This window comes from Thermococcus sp., from assembly GCF_027063845.1.
In the GTDB taxonomy this organism is placed as follows: Archaea; Methanobacteriota_B; Thermococci; order Thermococcales; family Thermococcaceae; genus Thermococcus.
On record NZ_JAMOQU010000094.1, the window covers coordinates 1 to 20,336 of the forward strand.

The window sequence follows — 20,336 nt, forward strand, 5'->3', positions numbered from 1 at the left end:
TTCCTCTTTCCTGCCTTAACGTGCCTATCGAGGGCGTTGTAGCTCGCGTTGAGCTGGCCCCCGACGAACCAGCGGAAGAAAGGCGCCTTTGAGTCGTCGAGGACCTTCTCCCAGGTCTTGAACCAGTCAAGTACCTTTGCCTGCTCGGCCCAGAACTCCTCGATGTTCTCTATGGACTTCCGGTGTTCCTCCCTGAAGGCCCGCAACGGTAGGTACCTTTCCTTGAGGAATCCCTCGCCTATCTGCATGCCATCACCCCCGTTTCTCAAAAATGAGAATTAGGAAACCTTAAAATTCTTTCGTTGATTGTCAAAGTGATAAACGACAAAAGTCGAAAAAAGGTTAGGAAAGGCTAATTAGCCAAAAGCCGAAAGCAGAATAGCCGTTCGTCGAAAATCCGCAATGAACGGCCTATTTTGACAAAGAATCGCCAAAAGATTCCGAAAAAGTTCCGCAAATGTTTACAAGAATGTGTAAAAACACGAAAAAACAACGTCAAAGTGTCAAATGTTCTTCGAATGTGTTCATCCGTTGATTATCCTCCAGAGCTCCTCTATCTGCGCTATCGGTTCAACTTCCTTGCCCTTCAAGCTGTTGAGTATGAAGTTCTGGTCGAAGGGAATCACCACGTCGGGTTTAACCGGGAGTTCCTCCTCGACGCCCGGCAGGGCCTTGTTAAGGACGAGGACGTGCTTCAGACCGAGGCCCTCACTCAGCGCTTTTATTTTCTTCGAAAGCTCTATGGACTCGGCAGAAGGCTCTGCGACGTCGATGACGACGTCAACGTACCTGTCAACGCCCCTGCCGAAGTGCTCTATGCCGGCCTCGGTGTCGACGATGATGACCTCGTTATCCTTCAGCTTTATGCCCTCGAGGAGCTTTCTGGCAAGGAATCCATAGGGGCAGGCGCAACCTTCCTCCGCCTCTTCAATCTTCCCTATCGTAAGGACTGCGAGGTTGCCCTTCCCGGCCAAAATCTCCGCTGGGATATCGTCGAGCGTCCAGTCGAAGAGCTCCTCGTCGAGCTCGCCTTCACCTTCAGCCGCCATGAGGATTTTGGCCCTCTTCTTCCCTCCGAGGTGTTCAGCCAAAGTTTTCACCCTCGGGAGGCCGAGCATCCTGTAGAGACCAGGGTTTGACTCGTCGGCATCTATGATAAGGACGCGATAGCCCTTCTCGGCCAGGTACTTGCCGAGCATCGCGCTTATCGTGCTCTTTCCGCAGCCACCCTTACCGCTCACGAGAACCTTCATTCGTATCACCATTGAGCAAAAAAGTAACACGCCTTATAAATGATTTGGTTCATTCTTGTTTCCAACCTCAGGTTCAGGAAAGCGGTATAAATGCTCCCGCGAAGATAAGAGCGGTGGTTAAGGGTGATTATCTCGAAACCCTGCGTCACGATGAAGGGCGTCGTCATTGGGGCCTACTCGTGGGAGAGGAGGATAAAGCTCGACCTGAAGAAAACGGCCAAGTGTTTGAAAGAGCGGGGCTACACCGTCAAAAAGCTTCTCCCTGGGATGATGCTCATCGTTGAGATGGGGGGCTACGAGGTTAGCGTTTACCCGAGCGGGAAGATAATTGTCAAGCTTTTAGAGGACGCCAAAAAGGGTGAGGAAATCGCGAGGATTGTTTACGACTGCGCCGGTGTTCTGGAGGTGGTAGCGTGAGGATTCCTGAAGATGTTAGGAAGGACATACCGCTGACGAGCGAGGTCATCTACTTCGACAACACCGCAACCTCGCTAACGCCGAAGCCCGTTGTAGAGGCCATGAACGAGTACTACCTCAGATACCGCGCCAACGTCCATCGCGGTGTTCACAGGCTCTCCCAGATGGCGACGCACAGGTACGAGGAGAGCAGGAAGGTGGTTGCGGACTTCATCAACGCGAAGTTCGAGGAAATAGCGTTCACCAAGAACACGAGCGAGAGCCTCAACCTTGTGGCCATCGGCCTTGAGGGCATCTTCAGACCTGGGGACAAGATAGTCACGACTCCCTTCGAGCACCACTCGGATTTGCTCCCCTGGCAGAGATTAGCTAAAAAGCTTAACCTCAGGCTCGAGTTCATTGACGGGGACGACGAGGGAAACCTCGACTTAAGCGATGCGGAAAAGAAGATTAAGGGAGCGAAGCTCGTCGCGGTCCAGCACGTCTCCAACGCGCTCGGCGTCATCCACGAGGTCGAGGAGCTTGGAAGGATTGCAAAGGAGGAAGGGGCGATATTCGTCGTCGATGCGGCTCAAAGCACTGGCCACATGGAAGTTGACGTTAAAAAGCTCCACGCGGACTTTTTAGCTTTCTCGGGCCACAAGGGGCCGATGGGGCCGACGGGAATAGGTGTCCTCTACATCAACGAGGAGTTCTTCGATGTCTTCGAGCCGCCGCTAATCGGAGGTGGAACGATTGAGGACGTTTCCCTCGATGATTACAAGCTGACTGAACCACCCGAGCGCTTTGAAGCGGGAACGCCCAACATAGGCGGTGCGATAGGCCTCGCCGCGGGAATAAAGTACATCGAGAAGATTGGGATAGACAAAATCGAGAGGCAGGAGAGGAAGCTCGTTAAGAGAACCACCGAGGGACTTGATGAGCTCGAAATCCCCTGGTACGGGCCGAGGAACCTCAAAAAGCACGCTGGAGTCGTTAGCTTCAACGTCCCGCCGCTCCACCCGCACGACGTCGCGGCGATACTGGATGAGAACAATATAATGGTTCGCTCGGGCCACCACTGTGCCTTACCAGTTATGAAGAAGCTGGGAATAAACGGGACGGTGAGGGCTTCGTTCCACGTCTACAACAGCCTTGAGGAAGTTGAGACATTCTTCGGCGTTCTTGAGGAGCTGGTTAAGGGGCTGAGGGGCTAAGCACCCCCTCCCCCACCCCCACCACGAACTATCAACACTGTAAACTCAAAATCGAGCTTCTCGGTGAGGACTGCTCCAGGAGATTTTGGCCAGTAGACGTAGAATTTTTGCTTCCCAGTGAAATGGCCACTCTGGAAGGTGTAAACGTAAACCTCAACGGCAGGAACCACGAGGAGGGGACGAACGACAACGAGGGCCCTTAGGGGCTTTTGGACTCCAAGTCTGTAGCTCGGACCAAAGTCGTAAAGGGCGTAGACCCACATGGGGCCAACGCTGGGGACGCCGAGCTTTTTGAGTTCTGTGGTGTTCAGGTTGTACGTTTTAACGGCCTTTGAGGAGAGAACACACGATGACGTCATACAGAAATCGCTGTTAACCGGCGAGTGAAGGTACAGGTACTTATCGAGCAACCTGGCACCTGAAAGCGACGTGAGAAAAATCGCTATCAAAAGGAACCCTGCCAGTCTCTTCAGCCGGTACTTCCCCTTTCGGATGTACTGGTAGGAACCCCAGAACCACGCGATAAGCGCAACGATTACAGCAAAGTAGTAAACCGAAAGAAGCGTTCCGAATACAATTGGATTTGTGGCGTGTTCGTAATACACCATATTTACTCACCAGTAAAAGTACGCGATACCCTTAAAAAAGTTGTTGAAGTGTGAAAACGCTCGCCGAAGGAAACCACTCCTATTCCGGGAGACCACCAAATGGGGCGCATTCAGAGTACTCTAACGAGCTTCTCCATCCAGGGGCTCACGCGCACCTTAATGTAACCTCTGAACTTCCCGTCAACTTCCCTGTCTCCTGTGTAAACGCGAATCGGGCCGGTCAGCTTGTCCGGCGTCGCTACAACGATTACGTTCCCCTTTGAGATTCTCCTGAGGACTTCGGCCGAGAACTGCTGGTTGCCCCTCCCGAAGAGGAAGTTGGCCCCGCCAATTACAGTAACGACGACCCTTGGATTCTTATCAGCGAACCGAAGAAGGTCCTTCTCAGTGGCGTCCTTGACGAGGAGTGTGGCTTCTCCGTCCCTTACCTCAACGACGTCAACGCCAAGGAGAGTTCCGTCTATGCCGAGCTCCTCCTTTATCCTCTTTACCGTCGAGCCCGAGCCGAGGAAATAAATCCCATCGCTTTCAAGGATTTCCTCAGCGACGGCCTCGGCCAGGGCCTCAAGCTCCTCGGCCTCGTCGGCCTTAATAGCTTCCTTGCTCCCCTGCACGAGGTTCTCGACGACCGGAACGAGGGCCTTCCCGTAGGTCTTTGCCCTGACCTCGTCCCTTCTGAAAGCCTCTTCGTCGATGTCCCTGACTTCCCTCTCCTCAAGTTTGGCTTCCCCGCGCAGGAACCTAACGAGGACTTCAGCGGCCTTCTCCGGCGAAACCGCGAAGACGCCGGAGTACATCTTGACCCCCGTCGGAATCCCGAGGATTGGAACCTTTTTACCGACCGCGCTAACAACGTCTCTCGCGGTTCCATCACCGCCGGCAAAGACTATGAGCCTAACTTTTCCGAGCATCTCTCGGGCGAGCCTTTTGGTATGCTCTGAGCTCGTGTCGGGAATCCTAACGCCGTTGACCTCGCGGTAGTGAAACTCGAGGGGGATAACCTTGAAGCGGAAGCCAAACTCCCGAAGGTAGTCCTCGCCGAGCGGGCCGGGGCCGGTGAGGAAAGTTATCGAGCGGGCCTCTGGGTAGTGGGAAAGCTCACGCAGGAAGAGCCGAACGAGGTCCGGAGAAACCGGCCTGGCTCCCCGTCTGATGGCCTCCTCAACTACCCCATCGGTGCCCTTCAGCGCGACCCTACCGCCCATTCCGGCTATCGGGTTCACGATGAGCCCTATCACACTCTCACCTCATGTACTTCCTCGCGAAGACCGTGAGGAAGACCGCCCACATGAACATTCCGAAGAGTGCCTCAACTGATGCTATGACCCTGCCGACGCCTATCGGGTGGTAGTCGCCGTAGCCGAGAGTAGTTGCCGTTACAATGCTGAAGTACTCGTAGTCAAGGAAGCCCAGACTGCTGGAAAGCCCCTGAACACTCCTCGTGACGAAGAACAGGACAGGAAACAGGACGTTGACGGCGAGGAGCCATATCAGTATCGGCCTCTTCCAGTCGGTTCCGTACTTGCAGGTTAAGTCCGCGAAGAGCCACTCGAAGACAACCTCAAAGCGGTCGAAGAGCTTTCTCAGACCCCTTCTTCTTGCCTTCAGGCGCGCCTTCCTCCTGGCGACCATCTCAAGGTAGTAGTACTGGTCCGCCCTCTCGAAGTCCCCGCTACGCTCCCAGCTCGTCCTCGCGAGGCGGTAGAAGACCTCCTCTGCATAGGGGTTGTTGAAGCGGCAGTCCTCGATTATCATGAAACCCTCAACGGTGAGCTCAAGGGGCAGGCTCGGAAGGGCAGTCACGGTCCAAGTGGACTCGACATTAACATGGCTCTTTCTTATTATCAGGTTGCTGTGGATGAGCACGTGAACGAACTCGGGGTTCTTCAGGTGGCTCCACTTGACCTCAACGTGGCCAAAGACGTCGAGGTTCTCCAGAACGAGGTTTCCAGAGAAGCCCGTGATTGAAAGCCTGACCTGACGTTTAAACCTCGGTGCTGTGTCAAAGGATACATCGCGGATGACGAGCGAGCGAACCTTCACCGTCCTCCTTCCCGCCTCGGAAACGTTGACCCCGTGCTCTTCGAGGATTTTCCTAAGTAAGGGATAGCGCGTGTTTATACCGATTCTTCTAACGTCCCTTAGGCCCGACAGCTCGATTAAGCCCTTGGCGCTCCTTCCACCGTAGGTTTCCTCCTCGCCTTCTCCAACGTACTGGGTTGAGTTCACCATGAGGTACTTGACGCTTGAATCCCTGATTGAGATGTTGCTGGAGAAGTCCACGCGAAGCACGTTGAGGCCGAAGACTGTTGAGCCCTTGACGAGGATGACCTCAACCTTTGACTGGAAGAGAATGACCCTGTCCACGGTCGAGTTCAGCAGAACGAGCCCCTTGAAGTTCGAATCCTCTATTATAAGGCTCTTGATTTGGGAATTCTTGAAGACTAAAATCCTCTCGCTCCGGTAGTCCTTGATTGAAACATCGTAGAGGTAAACGCCCTCGAAGTAGCTCTGACCGACCTTGAGCCTCCTCTGGAAGGTTTCAGCTTTCAGCTCCTTTATGCTTTCACCCAGTAGGGACTCACCCTCGTCGTAGGGAATGTGGAGGGGGCAGTACTTCGACCCCTCAACGGGCTTCAGGCGACACTTTTTACCGTTTTCGTAAACGTACTCGCACATCGTTCCGAGTTCAGGAGAGTACTATTAAGGTTTTCTGCTCTTCAAAGCCCGCATGTAGAAGGTCTCGCCCCGGTAGTTCAGCCTTATCAGCTTCCCCTTCTCCAAAAGCTCCTCCACCACACCCCAGTCGGCGTTGTTCTTCCGTAAAAGCTCCTTCAGAGCGTCCTCGCGCATGGGGTGAACTGCGGTGATTGAGAGGATGTCCTCGACGACGTTTCCCGTGCTCGCGAAGGCGTTGCCTTCGTAGCCTATGAGGTACTCAACTTTTCCGCCGAGACGCTCGCTGAAGAGCTGGTAGGCGAGGTTTATCGTTTCTTCGCTCGCTGGCTCAACCCACTTCTCCGCTGGTGGCCTCGTAGGAACCGCTATGTAGGCCTTATCGGGTTTAAGCTCCGCGAGGAAGTCAGCTATCCTTTTGAGCTCGTCGCCGTAGTCGATGTTAATGAGCATCGTCTCGGTTACAAGAGTTCCATCGAAGCCGTCTCTAAAGGCCAGCATACCGTCGAGAATTTTCTCAAGCGAAAGGCTCTTGTGGGGCCTGTCTATCTTCCTCCAGAGGGGCTCGCTTACTGCATCGAGCTTGAGCGAGACGAAATCGAAGGCAAGAAGCTCTTCCCTTACATCGTCGCGCCAGATGAGGGACGAGTTGGTCAGTATCGCGAGCGGGATTTCGAGTTCCCTCAGAAGCTCGACCTCGATGCCGAGGTTTATATCGAGTGTTGGCTCGCCGTCCGGGACGAAGGTGATGTAGTCAATCCTCTCACCCTTCCTTCTCGCTTCCTCAACCTTCTTCGAGACTTCCTCGAATAAAAATTCAGGCTCGTAGAAGGGCTTCCGCTCGATTTCCATTCTCAGGGTTCTGCCTATCTGGCAGTAGACGCACGCGTAGGAGCAGACCTTGTCCGGTATGTTGTTGACCCCAAGGCTCCTGCCGAGCCTCCTCGATGGAACGGGACCGAAGGCGAGCATAGCACCACCAGAATTAGGTTGGCCTAAGGGTGTATAAGGTTTGCCGTCGAGCACATTCGGATGCACACATTTGGACACCATGGGCACTCCCGCGCCAGGAACCTTTTTAAATCAAAAACGCGCCCGCGCATCCTCAAGGTGGTTCGATGAGCCAGAGGGTAGCGGTCGCTGTCAGAAACGCATCGGTGTCGGGCAGGTACAGCAAGATTCCAGAAGTGCCGAGGTGGTTTTATTCCTTTGTGCCCTTCAAGATAGCCACGGGTGGAAGTTCAGCACTGGTCAGCCTGTACATCCTCGAACTCGGCGGAAGTGCATCAACCGTTGGAATGGCCTTCGCGCTGGCGAGTTTAGCTTCGATGCTCGGTGCACTGTTCTGGGGCAGGCTGAGCGACAGAACCCTGAGGAGGAAGCCCTTCATACTGCTCGGCTTCGCGAGCGTCCCCCTGTTCCTGCCCCTGATGGCGCTCTCAAGGACACCGCTCCAGCTAATTGCCGTCAACACGCTCTACTCCTTCTTCCTCGCCTCAACGCTCCCTGTTCCAGTAGCCCTCGTCCTGAGAAGCGTCAGGAAGCACCGCTGGGACTACGGGATAGGCAAGTTCAACGAGATAAGCGGGTGGGGCTGGGCGTTCGGCCTGCTAATCGGCTTCGGCCTTTCACGCTACCTGAGCGTGCCAGAGCTCTTCGCCACCTTCGCGCTCCTCGGCCTTCCAGCCCTCCCCCTGGCCCACAGAACCATAAGGGAGGCGCCCGTCTACATCAACAGGAGAGCAATTAGAGCTTTTGGAAACTACGTCGTCGAAAAGACCCGCTATTTCCCGAGCTTCATCCTACACACCAACCTAAGCCTCCCCGCGAGCCTGCGGGAACTCTATATCTCACTCGTCCTCCTCTGGGTCGCCATCGGTCTCTACTTCCCCCAGATGCCAGTGCTGATAAGGGACTCCGGCTACGGAACCGACGTCGTCTACCTGGCCCTCATCGTCAACTCGCTCATCTCAACCCTCAACTACACACGGGTCGGTCAGGGCATGAGGGACAAGAGGGCAACGCTCATGAAGGGCCTGCTAATCAGAATGGGAGCATTCTCCATTGCCCTGCTCGCAGTATTGGCAGATGGGGCGTTGCCCCTCGTTCTGGCCTCCTACGTCCTCACCGGCTACTCGTGGGCCTTCATAAGCCTCTCGTCAACGGGAATAGTGGGAGAAAAAGCCGGAGAGCGCGAGAAGGGAAGCGCAATGGGAACCTACAACGTCCTGAGCTCCGCGGGCTACATTGCAGGAAGTGCCCTCGGCGGGTCCCTGGTCCAGGTAGTGGGCTTCGGGCCGACGCTTGGACTGGCAGTCCTGCTCGTCGGCGGTAGCCTCGCGGTGATAAAAAGAATGAGCTAAGGTCAGAACTTGAGAACCCTCGCGAGGACTATCAGCGGGTCCCAGACCGGCGCGAAGGGCGGTGCGTAGGCCAGGTCCGTGAAGAAGGCGTCCTTCGTTGTGAATCCAGCCGTTAGCATCGCCGCCGCCGTGTCAATCCTCGGGAGGATTTCAGCACCCACCGCCTGAACGCCGAGCAGTCTGTTGGTCTCGTTGTCCACAACGCCCTTCAGCCATATCGGCCTCGCTCCCGGGTAGTAGTGGGGCCTCGTGCTCGCCTTTATGAAAGCAGTCCTGACGTCGTAGCCTTCCCTTATCGCCTCGGCCTCGGTCAGGCCGGTCTTGCCTATCTCGACCTCGAAGAACTTGGTGACGCTCGTTCCCAGCACACCGGGGAAGTGGAGCTCTTTACCGGCGATGTTGCTTCCCGCGACGTAGCCCATCTTGTTTCCGGCCGGAGCGAGCGGAATCCAGACGCGCCTTCCGGTTATGAGGTGCCTCGTTTCCGCAACGTCTCCAGCCGCGTAAACGTTCTCAACGCTCGTCTGCATCCTCTCGTTCGTCCATATCGCCCCGGTCTCGCCTATCCTGACGCCTATCTCCTTTGCCAGCTCGACGTTTGGCCTAATTCCCGTGGCGAGAATCACGAGGTTAGCTTTATACTCACCTGCATCCGTGATTACTTTCTCAACTTTCTCCTTACCCTCTATTCTAAGGACTATCTCCTGAGTCCTTAGGTTTATCCGCTTCATCATCTCCTCCTCGAGGACGTCGGTTATTTCCTTGTCAAAGGCCTTTGCCATGACCCTCTCGTTGCGCTCGATGAGGGTGACCTTCTTGCCCTGAGCCGAGAAGGCCTCGGCCATCTCAACCCCTATGTAGCCACCTCCAATGATTACAACGTCCTCCACGCGGTTCTTCTCCATGTACTCCCTGATGGCAACGGCATCGGGCGGGAGGTCCGCTGTGAAAACGCCCGGAAGGTCTATCCCCTCAACGGCGGGAACCCTGGGCGAGGCCCCGTTGGCGAAGACGAGGTAGTCCCATTCGTAGGTGTGCTCACCGTTCTCTTCCCTGACCCTGACGTAGCCCTGGCCGACCTCGATGACCTCGGCCTTGAGGTGGAGGTCTATGCCGCGCTTCTTGATGAAGACCTCCGGCGGATAGTGCATGAGCTTTTCTGTCGGCGAGATTCCCTCGACGACGTACGGAATCCCACAGGGAGCGTGGCTGACCCATTCAGTCGCTTCAAAGACCTTGACGTCCCACTCGGGCTTGAGCCTCTTGACGCGCGAGGCGGTACTCATTCCTGCCGCTCCGCCACCGATGATAACGACCCTTTTCATCCCCATCACCGAGAAGGGTTCAAAACCTTCGGTTAAAAAGGTTGGTGGAGAAAAATCACTTCTTGCCCCTGAAATATTTCCGCCTTCCAACGCGCACCATCCTGTAAACCTCACCCTCATGAACCTCGAAGGGCGGCCTGTTGAGCTCATAAGTTTCGTAGCTCTCCATGTCCATCAGCTGAACCTCACCGGGAGTAACGCTCGTCACCATCGCCTCACTCTCCTCGTGCTCGACGGTGTCAATAACCTCTCTCTTCGCGGTCTTCCAGTCGAGGTGCTCGCTCTCCCAGCTCTCAAGGTTTTTGAGCGTTAAGCCCTTCCCGTCAACGCGCTCGACCTCGTAGACGTTGCCCCTCCTGTCGGTCACTATATCGCCCTTCCTGAACTTCGGAATCCTCACGCTCACGCTCGTCCTGTAAACTTCCCTGCTCGTCTGTCTGTCGAGGCCCACCAGCTCATAGGCCTCGCTTATCGTTCCCCCAAACCTCTCGCGGATTGCCTGCGCTATCTTCCTCGCAGAGCTGGTGGAGCCCATGTAGAAGTCGAGGCCCTCTTCCTTCTCTATGGTATCCTGGATAAAGCCCATCCTGTCCTTCCGCATTATCTCGTCCACCTTCTCCTCGACGAGCTTTCCTATGGCTTTCCGCTCCTCTTCACTCAGGGGCCTCCCCTCGGCGCGGACCTGGAGGATGGCCTCGAAGTAGCCGCCGAGGAACTTCTGACAGCGGGGACAGACAGTCTGGCGGACGTAGACGGTGACCTTTTTCCTCTCGTCGTGGAGCTCCCTCTGTAGCTCGTGAGTCCTGGCCTTAACGCGGACCTCGTAGACGATTATCGCCGGAAAGTGCTCGATGTGGAAATCCAGGGGCTCGAAGGAAACCACAGCCCTGCCGACTGGGAGGTCGTCTATCTCCTCCATATCCTCAGGTGAGACGACCTCGTATTCCCGGATTTTCTCGCTGAAGGAATCCTCAAGCTCCTCAAGGAGGGCATTTTCAGCGACCTCAAAGATGAGCTCCTCAAGCTCGTAGCTCCTTGGGTCAACCCAAACCCCTCTCTTCTTGTAGCTCCCGCAGTTCTGGCAGAGTTCGGTGTTCACCTCGTCTCCTATGAGCAGGACCGGATTCTCCTTGCGGTAGCAGACCTGACAGAGGCCCTCAATGAGCGGACCGCCTTCCTCCTCGCTTATCCCACAGCGGTAGCAGAACCTCATCTCTCTCACCCGTTTCGAGTTGGGCTGAGGGTTTAAAAAGTCTCAGAAGAGGAGCTTCGCCATCTGCGCGTGGGGAACGCCTTCAATCCTGAGAACCCTCTCCGGGTCGACGTAGCCGAGCTCGATTGCCTTGGCAACACAGCGCTCCCCGGTTAAGTTTGCTATGGTTGCTTCCTCAAGGAGTTCCCCAAGCCTTTCCTCCTCAACGAGTTCGCCCTTGTAAAAGCGCTCCTTAACCTCGAGCTTGAGCTCGCCCTCGCGGAAGGTCTTTCCGATTAGTTCCTCGTCGCACGCCGCGAGGAGAACCTCCCCCTGAACGCGGTAAACCTTGACGTATATCATTTCACCACCGGGAGAAAAGGGAGAAAAGAGGTTAAAAGGGTTTAGCTACCCTGGGCTTCCAGGGCTTCTTGGAGGATTCTGATAGCCTTCTTGAGGTCGGCGTAGGACTTCCTGAGGTGGATGAAGAGCCTGAAGTCGCCGAGGTTGCCAAGGAGGAATCCACCTGCAATCTCCTCGGCCTTCTTGTACTCTGCCATTGACTGGTTGTAGTACTGCATGGCCTGCTGGAGGATTGTCTCGTTGACACCGGCGTTGAGAGCCTTCTGGTAGAGCTCCTGGAAAGTGACGTTCTTGGTCTGGATGTAGTGGTAGTACAGATAGTTCAGTGGAACAAACGAGATGGCTAAACCACCTGAAGTTGGATTGGTCTCAAGGTACTTGACGGTGAACTCCGCCGGCGAGTTGAAGATGACGTTGATTACTGCATAGACGGCGTTTTTGCCCTTAATGACGTGCCAGCCAAGGACGTCGGCGCCAATGACCTGGACGTTGTAGGCATCCTTTGGAAGAACGACAGTAATCGTAGCGTTGGTGCCGTGTGGTCCATCAGCAACTACGGTGACCTCGCCAGGTTTCCTAGTGATGTTGACTATAATCGCCTGTCCGAGGATAATGGTAGCGTTGGTCTCGTCGTAGCTGTAAACCGGCTCACTAACAGGCTCTGAAACATGAAGTGTTAGGGTCGTCTGGAGGTCGTGGTAGCTTGGGGAGACAACCTTAACGTTGAGCTTCTCTTCAGAGGAGGTCGGAATCATTGTGAAGTCGACAACACCGTCAACCGCGAGGTACTCCTTGCCGTTTATGTAGACAGTGGCAGTTCCGGATATTGGCTTAAGAGTCTTGGCGTCGAGCAGGACAAGCTTAAGGTTTGAGGGCTTTCCAAGCTCTGCTTTACCGTAGAGCACTGCAAACATAGTGGGCATTCCAACCTGGAAGAACACTGGGGCATAGGTTACCGGAGCTCCTGTGTTGCTGTCAAGCAGGCCAACAACACCCAAATAAGTTCCCTCTGCACTAAGTTCGACGCTGTAGTCAACTCTGGTCTTAGTGTTGGCCTCGAAGGTGAAGGGCTCGGTGACGCTGCCCATCTGACCGTTGTCCTTGAGCACCTGCCTGTAGTAGATGTATGGAAGCTCTCCACCCGGAACGTCATATCCATTGACGACAGCAACATAATAGCCGTACTCGGGCATGAACATGTCAAAGCTCTCGTCGGCGGTTGGTCCTACCTGGTCCATGTAAACTTTGACTCCGGGGATAAGGCCATAGTATCCGTATATTATCACCAGTGAGGCAAGGTCAGGATCGCTGAGGAGTGGTAGGTACGTTGCCATGACACTCTCATCAGCAAAGTACACTACATAGAGGTCCAGGTCGGCACTTGGCTCAAATGGAGAAGTAATGCCCATTCTGAAGTAGTAGAGTTTCTGTCCAGAGGTAGCATTCACTAGGTCAACGACCTGCCACTCGTCCTGGGTAATATTGATAATGTACACGTCTCCCATCCTCAGGTTACCAAGTCCGTAGGCAAACGGGGTAACGTTGAGGGTTCCGTAGGTATTAGCGTAGTCAACTCCGAAGGTGTAGTTTCCGGGGGTCTTGTAGTCGAAGTAGCACCTGTTCTGAGAGGGTAAAACACTGAGAACCTTAACCTCAATATCATAGTGAGACTTCGTGTATGTATAGTTTGTAGCTAAGGAGAGATATGTACTACTGTATGCCGTGAGTTCCCAAGTTCCAGGAGTTGGGTTCTTGATAACCCATGTATAGTTTCCGTACTTACCACCAGCACCGAGGTAGTACTTCATAGCCTTTGTCACAGTGGCAACTATGTTTCCGCGAGGATCAACAATAAACGGCCTTACCCTACCCATGTAAATTCCATTTTCATCCTCAGGAACACTAACTGTAACGACCAGCTCCTTGGTTCCAGCCGGAACATCTATATAGTAGTGCTTGGCCTGACCAGGGTACTCCCAATCGCTGAGCTCACCGGTCGAACCCTTGTTTATTGGAACGGTCACTATAACAGGAACCATTCCGTCGATGTAGCTGGTGCTCGGGTCGTCGATGTAAATGTAGCCCACGTAAGTTCCTGGGAACTGGAGCTGGGAGTAGTCAATCGTAACGTAGAACATACCCGAGGTCTTGTAGAACTCGGGGGAGTACATGAACGGACCGAGTTCGAAATTAGTTCCCTTGGTAATGTCCGCGATAATCTTGTTTGTACTTACGTGGAGCCACGGAACGCTCGTTGAGATTTTGTATGTTCCATTGACGAGATACAGACCTCCGTCGTACACCATGCCATAGACATATACCGGAACGGTAGCAGGCCTCTCATTCCTGAGGTAGATGCCCTGATAGAGATACGGCAGACCGTAGTCAAGGAACCATCCGTTGAAGAGAACGTTGGCTTTGAGCGGGAGCTCCTTTTCGCCGAGGACGTTAGTGTAGGGGCCGAAAGTAGTTCCAGCATAGATAAAGGTTGTTTTCTCCTTGCTAAGGGTTATCATCTTGGCAATGGCCTTGTCGACTTGGAGGAGTCCGGCACCCTGGTCAATCGGAGTGGCACCCTCAACGGGCTCTGCAGAGAGAATTATAGCTCTCTTGATGAGGAACGGGTTGTAGTTGATACCGTGGGCCTTAGCGTAGCTTATCATGAGGGCAACGGCACCGCTGACGTGCGGGGTGGCCATTGAGGTTCCGTCCCAGAAGTCTGAAGCCCACGTGTAGTGGCCCTGGACCCATATCGGTAGGCTTGAGAATATAAAGCTCCCCGGTGCCATGACATCGGGCTTAACGGCACCATCGAGCCTCGGGCCGCGAGAGGAGCTCATGGCTGGACCGTCAGCAACGCCAGTAGCATTCACCCAGAAAATCCAAGACTCAGAGCTCCAGTAGTTTCCAACAGTAATTACAAAGTCAGCATCTCCAGGGGAACCAACAGTGTTGGTTGTTGGACCGTCGTTACCGGCTGCGACGGCAAAGACAACACCAAACCAGTTGGTGAGCAGGTTAGCAAAGTAGTTCTCAGGACTCTCGATACCGTCGTTGTAGCCAGTGACGAGCCCACCGAGAGACATGCTTATCACGTCGGCACCCATTAGGGTAGCATGTATCATTCCGCTGATAATCCATGAAGTGGTTCCAAATCCAAGGCTCGAGAGGGACTTTATCTCGATGAGCTGAGCACCCGGAGCAACTCCCTCGAGTCCCTCAAAGTAGCTACCCGGGTATCCATAACCGGCGGCAGTTCCTGAAACGTGAGTTCCGTGCTGACCACCGTCCCAGCCAAAGACAACCACGTCATCGTCGAGGGTTGCAAGAACGATGCTCGTGTAGACGGTGCCATTAGCGACCTCCATAGTGCTGGGCCTTCCAAGCTCGAAGGTGACGTAGGTAGTATTGTCAACAACTCCAGGGCCGAGGAGTATGTAATCACCGGTCTCATCGAAGGGAGTCATTGGCTCAGCGTTATCAAGGTTGACTGTGAAGGTGTAGTTGACTCCCTCAGGTATGACCATCATGTTCTCAAGAATTGTCGTGTTGAGGGTGCCATTGACGATGGCATGAAGTGTGTTGGCATCGGTCACGTTGAGCTGAAGCGGAACTGGGTAGAAGTAAGTCACGTTGTTCGGAGCAATTATGACAGCATAAAGCTCATCGTAGTTGTGGTCAAAGTTTATGTCAAAGTACCGCTCTGGGAGGAAGCCAACCTTGTAGGTTCCGTTCTCAACGGTGACGTTGCCAAAGTCAATCGTGAGGTTGAGCTGGGGTATTGTGGTGTACCTGCTTGCCCTGTCAACATGGAAATAGTACCTGCCCCAGTCGATGGTGACGTTGGTGAGGTAGAGAACAACGGTGCCGTTAACAACGTCGCTGGAAGTGAAGTCATAGTCGAGAGAGACCGCACCTTCGTAGGTATCATCAAGCCAAGCAATTATCTTCCTCCTTCCATCGGGGGTGACCCGAAGATAAGGCTGAGCAACGTCCGCACCGGTGTCGATTATAGCTATAACGGCACCCTCACCGCTCGTGTTGTACTCTTCCCTCGCAATGGGGGCATTGATTGCGTACATATCCCAGAGGAATGGGTCAAACCCCCCAGAGCTGGACTGGAGAACGTGAATCGGCGCCTTGAGAACGGCCTCAGGAGTAGTCGGCTTAGGGAGCTTGACGATTCTGTCCTCCCAAACATATTTGATAGCCTTCATGTCCTCAAGGTCGAGGAGCTTCGAAACTGGAATCTCGGCGACAATAAAGTCATATTTCGGCATGCTTATCGGGTCAATCTTCGCACCAAGAGTCTCTAGCTCAGAAACGACGAGGTTGCCCTTTCCGTGCTCAGGCGCTATTATGACGCGAATCGTAGACTTACCTTCCGCCTTGTACTTGCTGTACAGGCTGTGGAGGTACAGCTTCACCGCTTCAGATATTCCAGTCTGCCCGGTGGCGCTGAAAGATGCACTGCCAGTGGTGGTCCCCTGGTTTGAAACTGCCATCGCAGGTACTGCGAGTGGCACTAGGGAAACCACCATAAGAGCCGCCACCAACAGGCTTAGGACTTTCCTATTCACCATTACTCACCCCTGTCTACTTGATTGAAACGGTCACTGACCAATAACTCCTCCACCGACTCTGATATAAATATTTCGACTGGGGTGCGCTCGAAAACGCCGAAAAGGACAACGTTGAGTATCGAGGTATTCTCTTGACACCTTGTTCCAACTACGGAAAAGATTTTTAACCTAACGGTGAATCAAAAAGCAAACTAATGCACTATAATGAAAGCTGGTGAGTCACGATGAAAATAAAGGCAAACCACATTGCTATAATCCTGATTGGACTCGCCCTTGTGGGTTTCATCCTGAATTCTCAAATTCAACACTACCAGGGAGGAGAGATATACGAGTCCGCGAACCACGCATACGGCCTTCTCGTGAGGGGCTTCAACGTGACAATAATCGTTGAAACCGTTGACGGGAAGACCATCGAAGGCAACCTCCTGAGCGTGAGGGGTTCTACCATCTCCATAGTCGTGAACGGAACCACTTACACCGTCGGCGGACCCGAGGCAACGCGAGAGGAGGTAAAGGCAAAACTCATCAGGATAGTCTACCACGGTAAAGTGTACCTCTACGGGGTTGACCCGATGGAGGGCAAGGGCTCCGAGGTTTTCTCAAAACTACTCCCCAACCAGTACTACTCCGTCCGCTACTCCGGAAAAATTTACATCGAGGGTGGGATAACCCCAATAGAGATAGGCAAGCTGAAGTACATAGCGGACTACAAAACCTACGGCTCAATAACGATAAACCACCTCGGCCCCAATGGCGCGATAATAACCGCCAATATGGTTCCGGTTCAGTACCTAATCAAGTACCTCAGCAACTATACGGTGTACACCTACGGCCTTCTCTACGTTAACTCCGACGAAAGAAACCTTCCCCTGAAGCTCGTTGAGGTGAGAGGTCCATGAAACTCCCGGCTCTCGTGCCGGTTCTCTTTATGACCTACGTGGCAGTAGGCCTCGCCGAGCCCAAGACGCTCGCGGTGAGCCTCGTCTTTGCGCTGGCGATACTCTTCGGAATACGCCGGGGAGAGAGAGTTGAATGGGAGGACATGGGCTTTGAAATTGATGACAGGTACGTGAATTACGCGTTCTGGATAGCGATAGGAATAATCCTCTATCAGGTCATAAGGCTCGGAAATATCCCCCTTCTGCACCCGGCAATAAGGACGCATCTCAACCCAAGGCTGACGGCGTTGACTTACTTCCTAGGTGTCCCTGCCAGCGTTTACCTCTTCATCAGGGGAAAGAAGTACGCCCTCCTCTACCCCGTTGCGGTTTCCCTCTACGCCTACAGAACTCCAGTCCTCGTCTCAATAATGGCCATAGGCTCCGCCTATTACGAGAGCGCCAAGGGGGCAGGAAAACTCGACATCAAAAAACTCGCCGGAATTCTCGCCGGGGGCGCTGGGCTGTTCCTGCTCATAACGTTCCTCAGGGGAAACACTCTATCGAGCCTCTGGGTCCGCTTTCAGAGCACGGTCTCTGCCCTCGACGTAATAATCTGGCGCGGAGACTGGAGCGGGACTTATGGGGGACAGCTGCAGTGGGCCGGAGTGGCTTCCTACATATGGGGAGGTTATTCTCCGAGGGGACTCATAGCGAAGTTCCTCTACGTTCACACTGGGGCAACGATAACGGCCACGCTCCTGGGGGGAATGTACCTAGACTTTGGAATCTTCGCCGTAATAGAGGGCTTCCTCCTCGGGCTCTACTACGGGACCGTTTCGAAGGCCACCCATCCAACCACTAGGGCCCTCTACTATTCAACGCTCGCCTATGGGATAGTCGGGGTTGAAACCGGAATCCTTGACCTCCCCGTTTACGTCCTCTTCCTTCTCGGTGCCTACGCGGTCTACAAGGGATGGAAGGTGATGAGAAAACGTGAAGCCCACTGAGGTCTTTGCTTTAACCGCCTGGACTTATCTCAGCATGGCGTGGCTTGGAAAGGTCCTCTACTTCAAGGGGATAGACGTGGGTCCGGCCCTCTACGCTATCCTTTTTCTCTCCCTCCTTCTCATCGGAGAAAACTTGGGGCCAAGGCTGAGGGGGGAGGTCTTTCTTCCGGCATTAATCCTCCTCGTTCCGCTCGGTTCCCTCTACTTTATCGGTGGACTCATCAGCTTTGCAATTCTGTTTTTTGTATTGAAGAGAAACCTTATGAGGAAAGCCGTCCTTCCGGCGGTGCTCTTAGCGGTTTCCCTGACGGTCTTTGCGTGTATCAAATGGGGAATCCCCGTGTTAAAACCGGAACTTAGGTACACGAGCGCGAGCGTTCCGTTTCTCGTTGCAGGAGACATCATCATCGGGACAATAGCAGTTTTTCCAGACGTTCGCCTTCTGGTACTCGGCGAGGCGATTGCGCTCATCAGCGCATCGAGAACAGTCGGGTTAGGAGTGGCGACTGCATACGCCCTTAGAATGGCCTACGATAGCAAATTGACCATCGAGGAACTTAAAAGACACAGGAAAGCAGTTTTGCTTGGTATCGTCCTTCTCCTGGCGGTGTTCCTGGCGAGATACTACGTAACGGTGAGGGAGTACTCCACCTGGAGGCTCGGCTTCCTCGGGAGCCTTCTCTACAGGCCAGCTTCTTCCTACACCGTCTACGAGAGGCTCTTCCACTTGGGAATGCCCCTCGGAAAGAGGGAGCTCCTCTTCAACCCGGACCCCACCGGCTACGTGGGGGAGCTCTTTGGAAAGGACGTCGGGTACACGTACACGCTCTTTGGACAGCCGGCTTACGACTTCGGGATTCTCGGACTCATTGAGGCACTAATCCTCGGGCTCGCCCTGGGAAGGGCTTCGAAGAATCCATTCACGGGAACCTTCGCGCTCACCGTTGCAATCCTTGCCCTCGACATTGGGATTGAGGCACAGTTTCTCGTTGCAATCCTCCTGATGGCGTACCTTGCAGGGGTGAAGGAAGATGGATAAGAGAACCCTGACCCGGAAAGTCCTGCCTGGAATCGTTTTCCTGTTTGCCCTGGGCATAGAGCTCATCACGTTTCCGCCCTGGGACACCCTGAGCTACGACGGAGCGCTTTACATTGACATCGCGAGGAACCTCGCGGTCAATCCCACGAACTTCACATATCAGGGTGTTTACGTGATGTATCGTCCCCCGCTCTACCCGTACACCCTCTCGCTGTTCTACCACTTCGTCCACGAACCCCTAAGCCAGCTAAGGGTTGCAAGGCTCGTATCGGCCGTCTTCTTCGCCCTGACGGCGGTCCTGGTTTACCTGCTAACCATGGAGCTCTTTGAAAGGTTCGTTAAGGGAATCCTTGCCTCAGCCTTCTTCATCTTCAACGCCCTCGCCTTTACAATGGGAACCAGAGAGCTCGTCCACAGCGAGTTCACGTTCTTCTACGCCCTGGCCATCTACCTCCTCTACACAGGAAGAAAACGCGGAAGCCCCACGAGGATTTATCTCGCCTTCGTTTCGGCGGGCCTCGCGATACTGACGCGCTACACAGGGCTCTCAATAATAGCGGTTTTCGTCGCTTACCTCTGGCTCACCGAGTACTGGAACTGGGTCAAAAAGAGGGAGTACATTATTGGCTTTGCCCTGCTCCTCCTCACCCTGAGTCCCTGGCTCTACCTGGGCCACCTTCACTACGGGGGGGCGCTGAAGCCCTTCGAGATAGCGAACAGGGCGGTTACAGCGGATAAACCGGTCTCGGTGTCAACCTTCCTGAAGTGGCTCTTCAAGGACATAGGCCACGTCCTTCCGGCTCTGGTGGTTTTGGGGCTTATAAGGCAGAAGCAGGACGAAAAGGGATGGCTCCTGATAAGCTGGGCCCTCATCGGGTTTGCCATGATAATGACGGTCACCCACAAGGAGACGCGCTTCATAACGTTCCTCGCCCCGGTGATGGGAATACTCGCCGTTGAGGGGGTTTCCCTAATCGTGGACGGGATTGAAAAGGCCCTTGAACTCGCTGGAAGGCCGATAAAACCGTGGAAAAAGGCCATCACAATAGGCCTCGCCCTTCTCCTCCTCATCCCAGTGGGCGGAAACGCGTTCGTTCTAAAGGAGAGGTGGAACATAACCGGCAAGTACGACTCCCACGTGCTCAGGTATGCGAGCGAACATTATCCCAGTGAGAGGCTCCTGGTGTCGCCGTATCTCTACACTATGGCCGGCTTCTACTACCCCGGCGCCAAGGTTGAGATGATACTCTACCGCAAGGACGTCGAGAAGAAAATAAGCGAAGGCTACTACGACGTGATTATCCACAAGGACCCGAACACGTACCTCAACATCCTCAAGAGCGGAAACTACGAACTCGTCAAGGAGTTCTACAACGGAAAGTTCAAAATCTTTATAAGGAAGAACCTTGGGACCAATTAGGGCGCCCTATTTT

17 protein-coding genes are annotated in these 20,336 nt (G+C 54.2%); 7 read left to right on the top strand and 10 right to left on the bottom strand.

What is annotated here, in order from left to right; genetic code table 11:
* Both MVO87_RS07125 and MVO87_RS07130 read right to left on the bottom strand, forming a co-directional pair.
* A partial coding sequence (locus MVO87_RS07125; RefSeq protein WP_297552712.1) for an acetyl-coenzyme A synthetase N-terminal domain-containing protein occupies nucleotides 1-248 on the bottom strand: 248 nt, incomplete at its 3' end.
* A 276-nt stretch (nucleotides 249-524) separates the two neighbouring features.
* A complete protein-coding gene (locus MVO87_RS07130) occupies nucleotides 525-1,265 on the bottom strand; it encodes an ATP-binding protein (RefSeq protein WP_297552713.1) in 741 nt (246 codons plus the stop codon).
* 111 nt (nucleotides 1,266-1,376) lie between these two features.
* On the opposite strand from MVO87_RS07130, the gene MVO87_RS07135 reads away from it, so the two are divergent.
* Both MVO87_RS07135 and MVO87_RS07140 read left to right on the top strand, forming a co-directional pair.
* Nucleotides 1,377-1,670, top strand: coding sequence for a hypothetical protein (locus MVO87_RS07135; protein ID WP_297516797.1), 294 nt, complete (start codon nucleotides 1,377-1,379; stop codon nucleotides 1,668-1,670).
* Nucleotides 1,667-2,866, top strand: a complete 1,200-nt coding sequence (locus MVO87_RS07140) for a cysteine desulfurase (protein ID WP_297552714.1) — start codon at nucleotides 1,667-1,669, stop codon at nucleotides 2,864-2,866. Before MVO87_RS07135 ends, MVO87_RS07140 begins: the two co-directional genes overlap by 4 nt.
* On the opposite strand, the gene MVO87_RS07145 is transcribed toward MVO87_RS07140, so the two are convergent.
* From MVO87_RS07145 to MVO87_RS07160, 4 genes are all read right to left on the bottom strand, one after another.
* A complete protein-coding gene (locus MVO87_RS07145; RefSeq protein ID WP_297515118.1) occupies nucleotides 2,863-3,474 on the bottom strand; it encodes a hypothetical protein in 612 nt (203 codons plus the stop codon). The genes MVO87_RS07140 and MVO87_RS07145 overlap by 4 nt on opposite strands.
* A 110-nt stretch (nucleotides 3,475-3,584) precedes the next feature.
* Entirely contained in the window at nucleotides 3,585-4,712 is a 1,128-nt protein-coding gene (locus MVO87_RS07150) for an ATP-NAD kinase family protein (protein WP_297515115.1), read from the bottom strand.
* A 4-nt stretch (nucleotides 4,713-4,716) separates the two neighbouring features.
* Entirely contained in the window at nucleotides 4,717-6,153 is a 1,437-nt protein-coding gene (locus MVO87_RS07155; protein WP_297515112.1) for a potassium channel family protein, read from the bottom strand.
* 24 nt (nucleotides 6,154-6,177) lie between these two features.
* Nucleotides 6,178-7,122, bottom strand: a complete 945-nt coding sequence (locus tag MVO87_RS07160) for a radical SAM protein (RefSeq protein ID WP_297515110.1) — start codon at nucleotides 7,120-7,122, stop codon at nucleotides 6,178-6,180.
* Between the two features lie 146 nt (nucleotides 7,123-7,268).
* Here MVO87_RS07160 and MVO87_RS07165 point away from each other — a divergent pair, with 146 nt between their 5' ends.
* Complete coding sequence (locus MVO87_RS07165) at nucleotides 7,269-8,513, top strand: MFS transporter (protein ID WP_297515107.1); 1,245 nt, start codon at nucleotides 7,269-7,271, stop codon at nucleotides 8,511-8,513.
* 2 nt (nucleotides 8,514-8,515) lie between these two features.
* Here MVO87_RS07165 and cdr read toward each other — a convergent pair whose 3' ends face one another.
* Genes cdr through MVO87_RS07185 form a run of 4 tightly spaced genes read right to left on the bottom strand, consistent with a single transcriptional unit; the run spans nucleotide 8,516 to nucleotide 15,973 of the window.
* On the bottom strand, nucleotides 8,516-9,844 hold the full coding sequence (cdr, locus tag MVO87_RS07170; protein WP_297552723.1) for a CoA-disulfide reductase: 1,329 nt from the start codon (nucleotides 9,842-9,844) through the stop codon (nucleotides 8,516-8,518).
* Nucleotides 9,845-9,893: 49 nt separating this feature from the next.
* Nucleotides 9,894-11,051, bottom strand: a complete 1,158-nt coding sequence (locus MVO87_RS07175) for a 60S ribosomal export protein NMD3 (protein ID WP_297512134.1) — start codon at nucleotides 11,049-11,051, stop codon at nucleotides 9,894-9,896.
* 42 nt (nucleotides 11,052-11,093) lie between these two features.
* Nucleotides 11,094-11,393, bottom strand: a complete 300-nt coding sequence (locus MVO87_RS07180; protein ID WP_297512132.1) for a DUF424 domain-containing protein — start codon at nucleotides 11,391-11,393, stop codon at nucleotides 11,094-11,096.
* A 41-nt stretch (nucleotides 11,394-11,434) separates the two neighbouring features.
* Nucleotides 11,435-15,973, bottom strand: coding sequence for a S8 family serine peptidase (locus MVO87_RS07185; protein WP_297552716.1), 4,539 nt, complete (start codon nucleotides 15,971-15,973; stop codon nucleotides 11,435-11,437).
* A gap of 227 nt (nucleotides 15,974-16,200) precedes the next feature.
* Here MVO87_RS07185 and MVO87_RS07190 point away from each other — a divergent pair, with 227 nt between their 5' ends.
* The 4 genes from MVO87_RS07190 to MVO87_RS07205 are packed head-to-tail and all read left to right on the top strand — an operon-like array spanning nucleotide 16,201 to nucleotide 20,323.
* Nucleotides 16,201-16,875, top strand: a complete 675-nt coding sequence (locus MVO87_RS07190) for a hypothetical protein (RefSeq protein ID WP_297552718.1) — start codon at nucleotides 16,201-16,203, stop codon at nucleotides 16,873-16,875.
* The gene (locus MVO87_RS07195; RefSeq protein ID WP_297552720.1) at nucleotides 16,872-17,864 is read left to right on the top strand and encodes a hypothetical protein; all 993 of its coding nucleotides are present in this window, start codon (nucleotides 16,872-16,874) and stop codon (nucleotides 17,862-17,864) included. Before MVO87_RS07190 ends, MVO87_RS07195 begins: the two co-directional genes overlap by 4 nt.
* The gene (locus MVO87_RS07200; RefSeq protein ID WP_297516421.1) at nucleotides 17,851-18,903 is read left to right on the top strand and encodes a hypothetical protein; all 1,053 of its coding nucleotides are present in this window, start codon (nucleotides 17,851-17,853) and stop codon (nucleotides 18,901-18,903) included. The genes MVO87_RS07195 and MVO87_RS07200 overlap by 14 nt, the downstream gene beginning before the upstream one ends.
* Complete coding sequence (locus MVO87_RS07205) at nucleotides 18,896-20,323, top strand: ArnT family glycosyltransferase (protein WP_297552721.1); 1,428 nt, start codon at nucleotides 18,896-18,898, stop codon at nucleotides 20,321-20,323. The genes MVO87_RS07200 and MVO87_RS07205 overlap by 8 nt, the downstream gene beginning before the upstream one ends.
* Nucleotides 20,324-20,336: the final 13 nt, after the last annotated feature.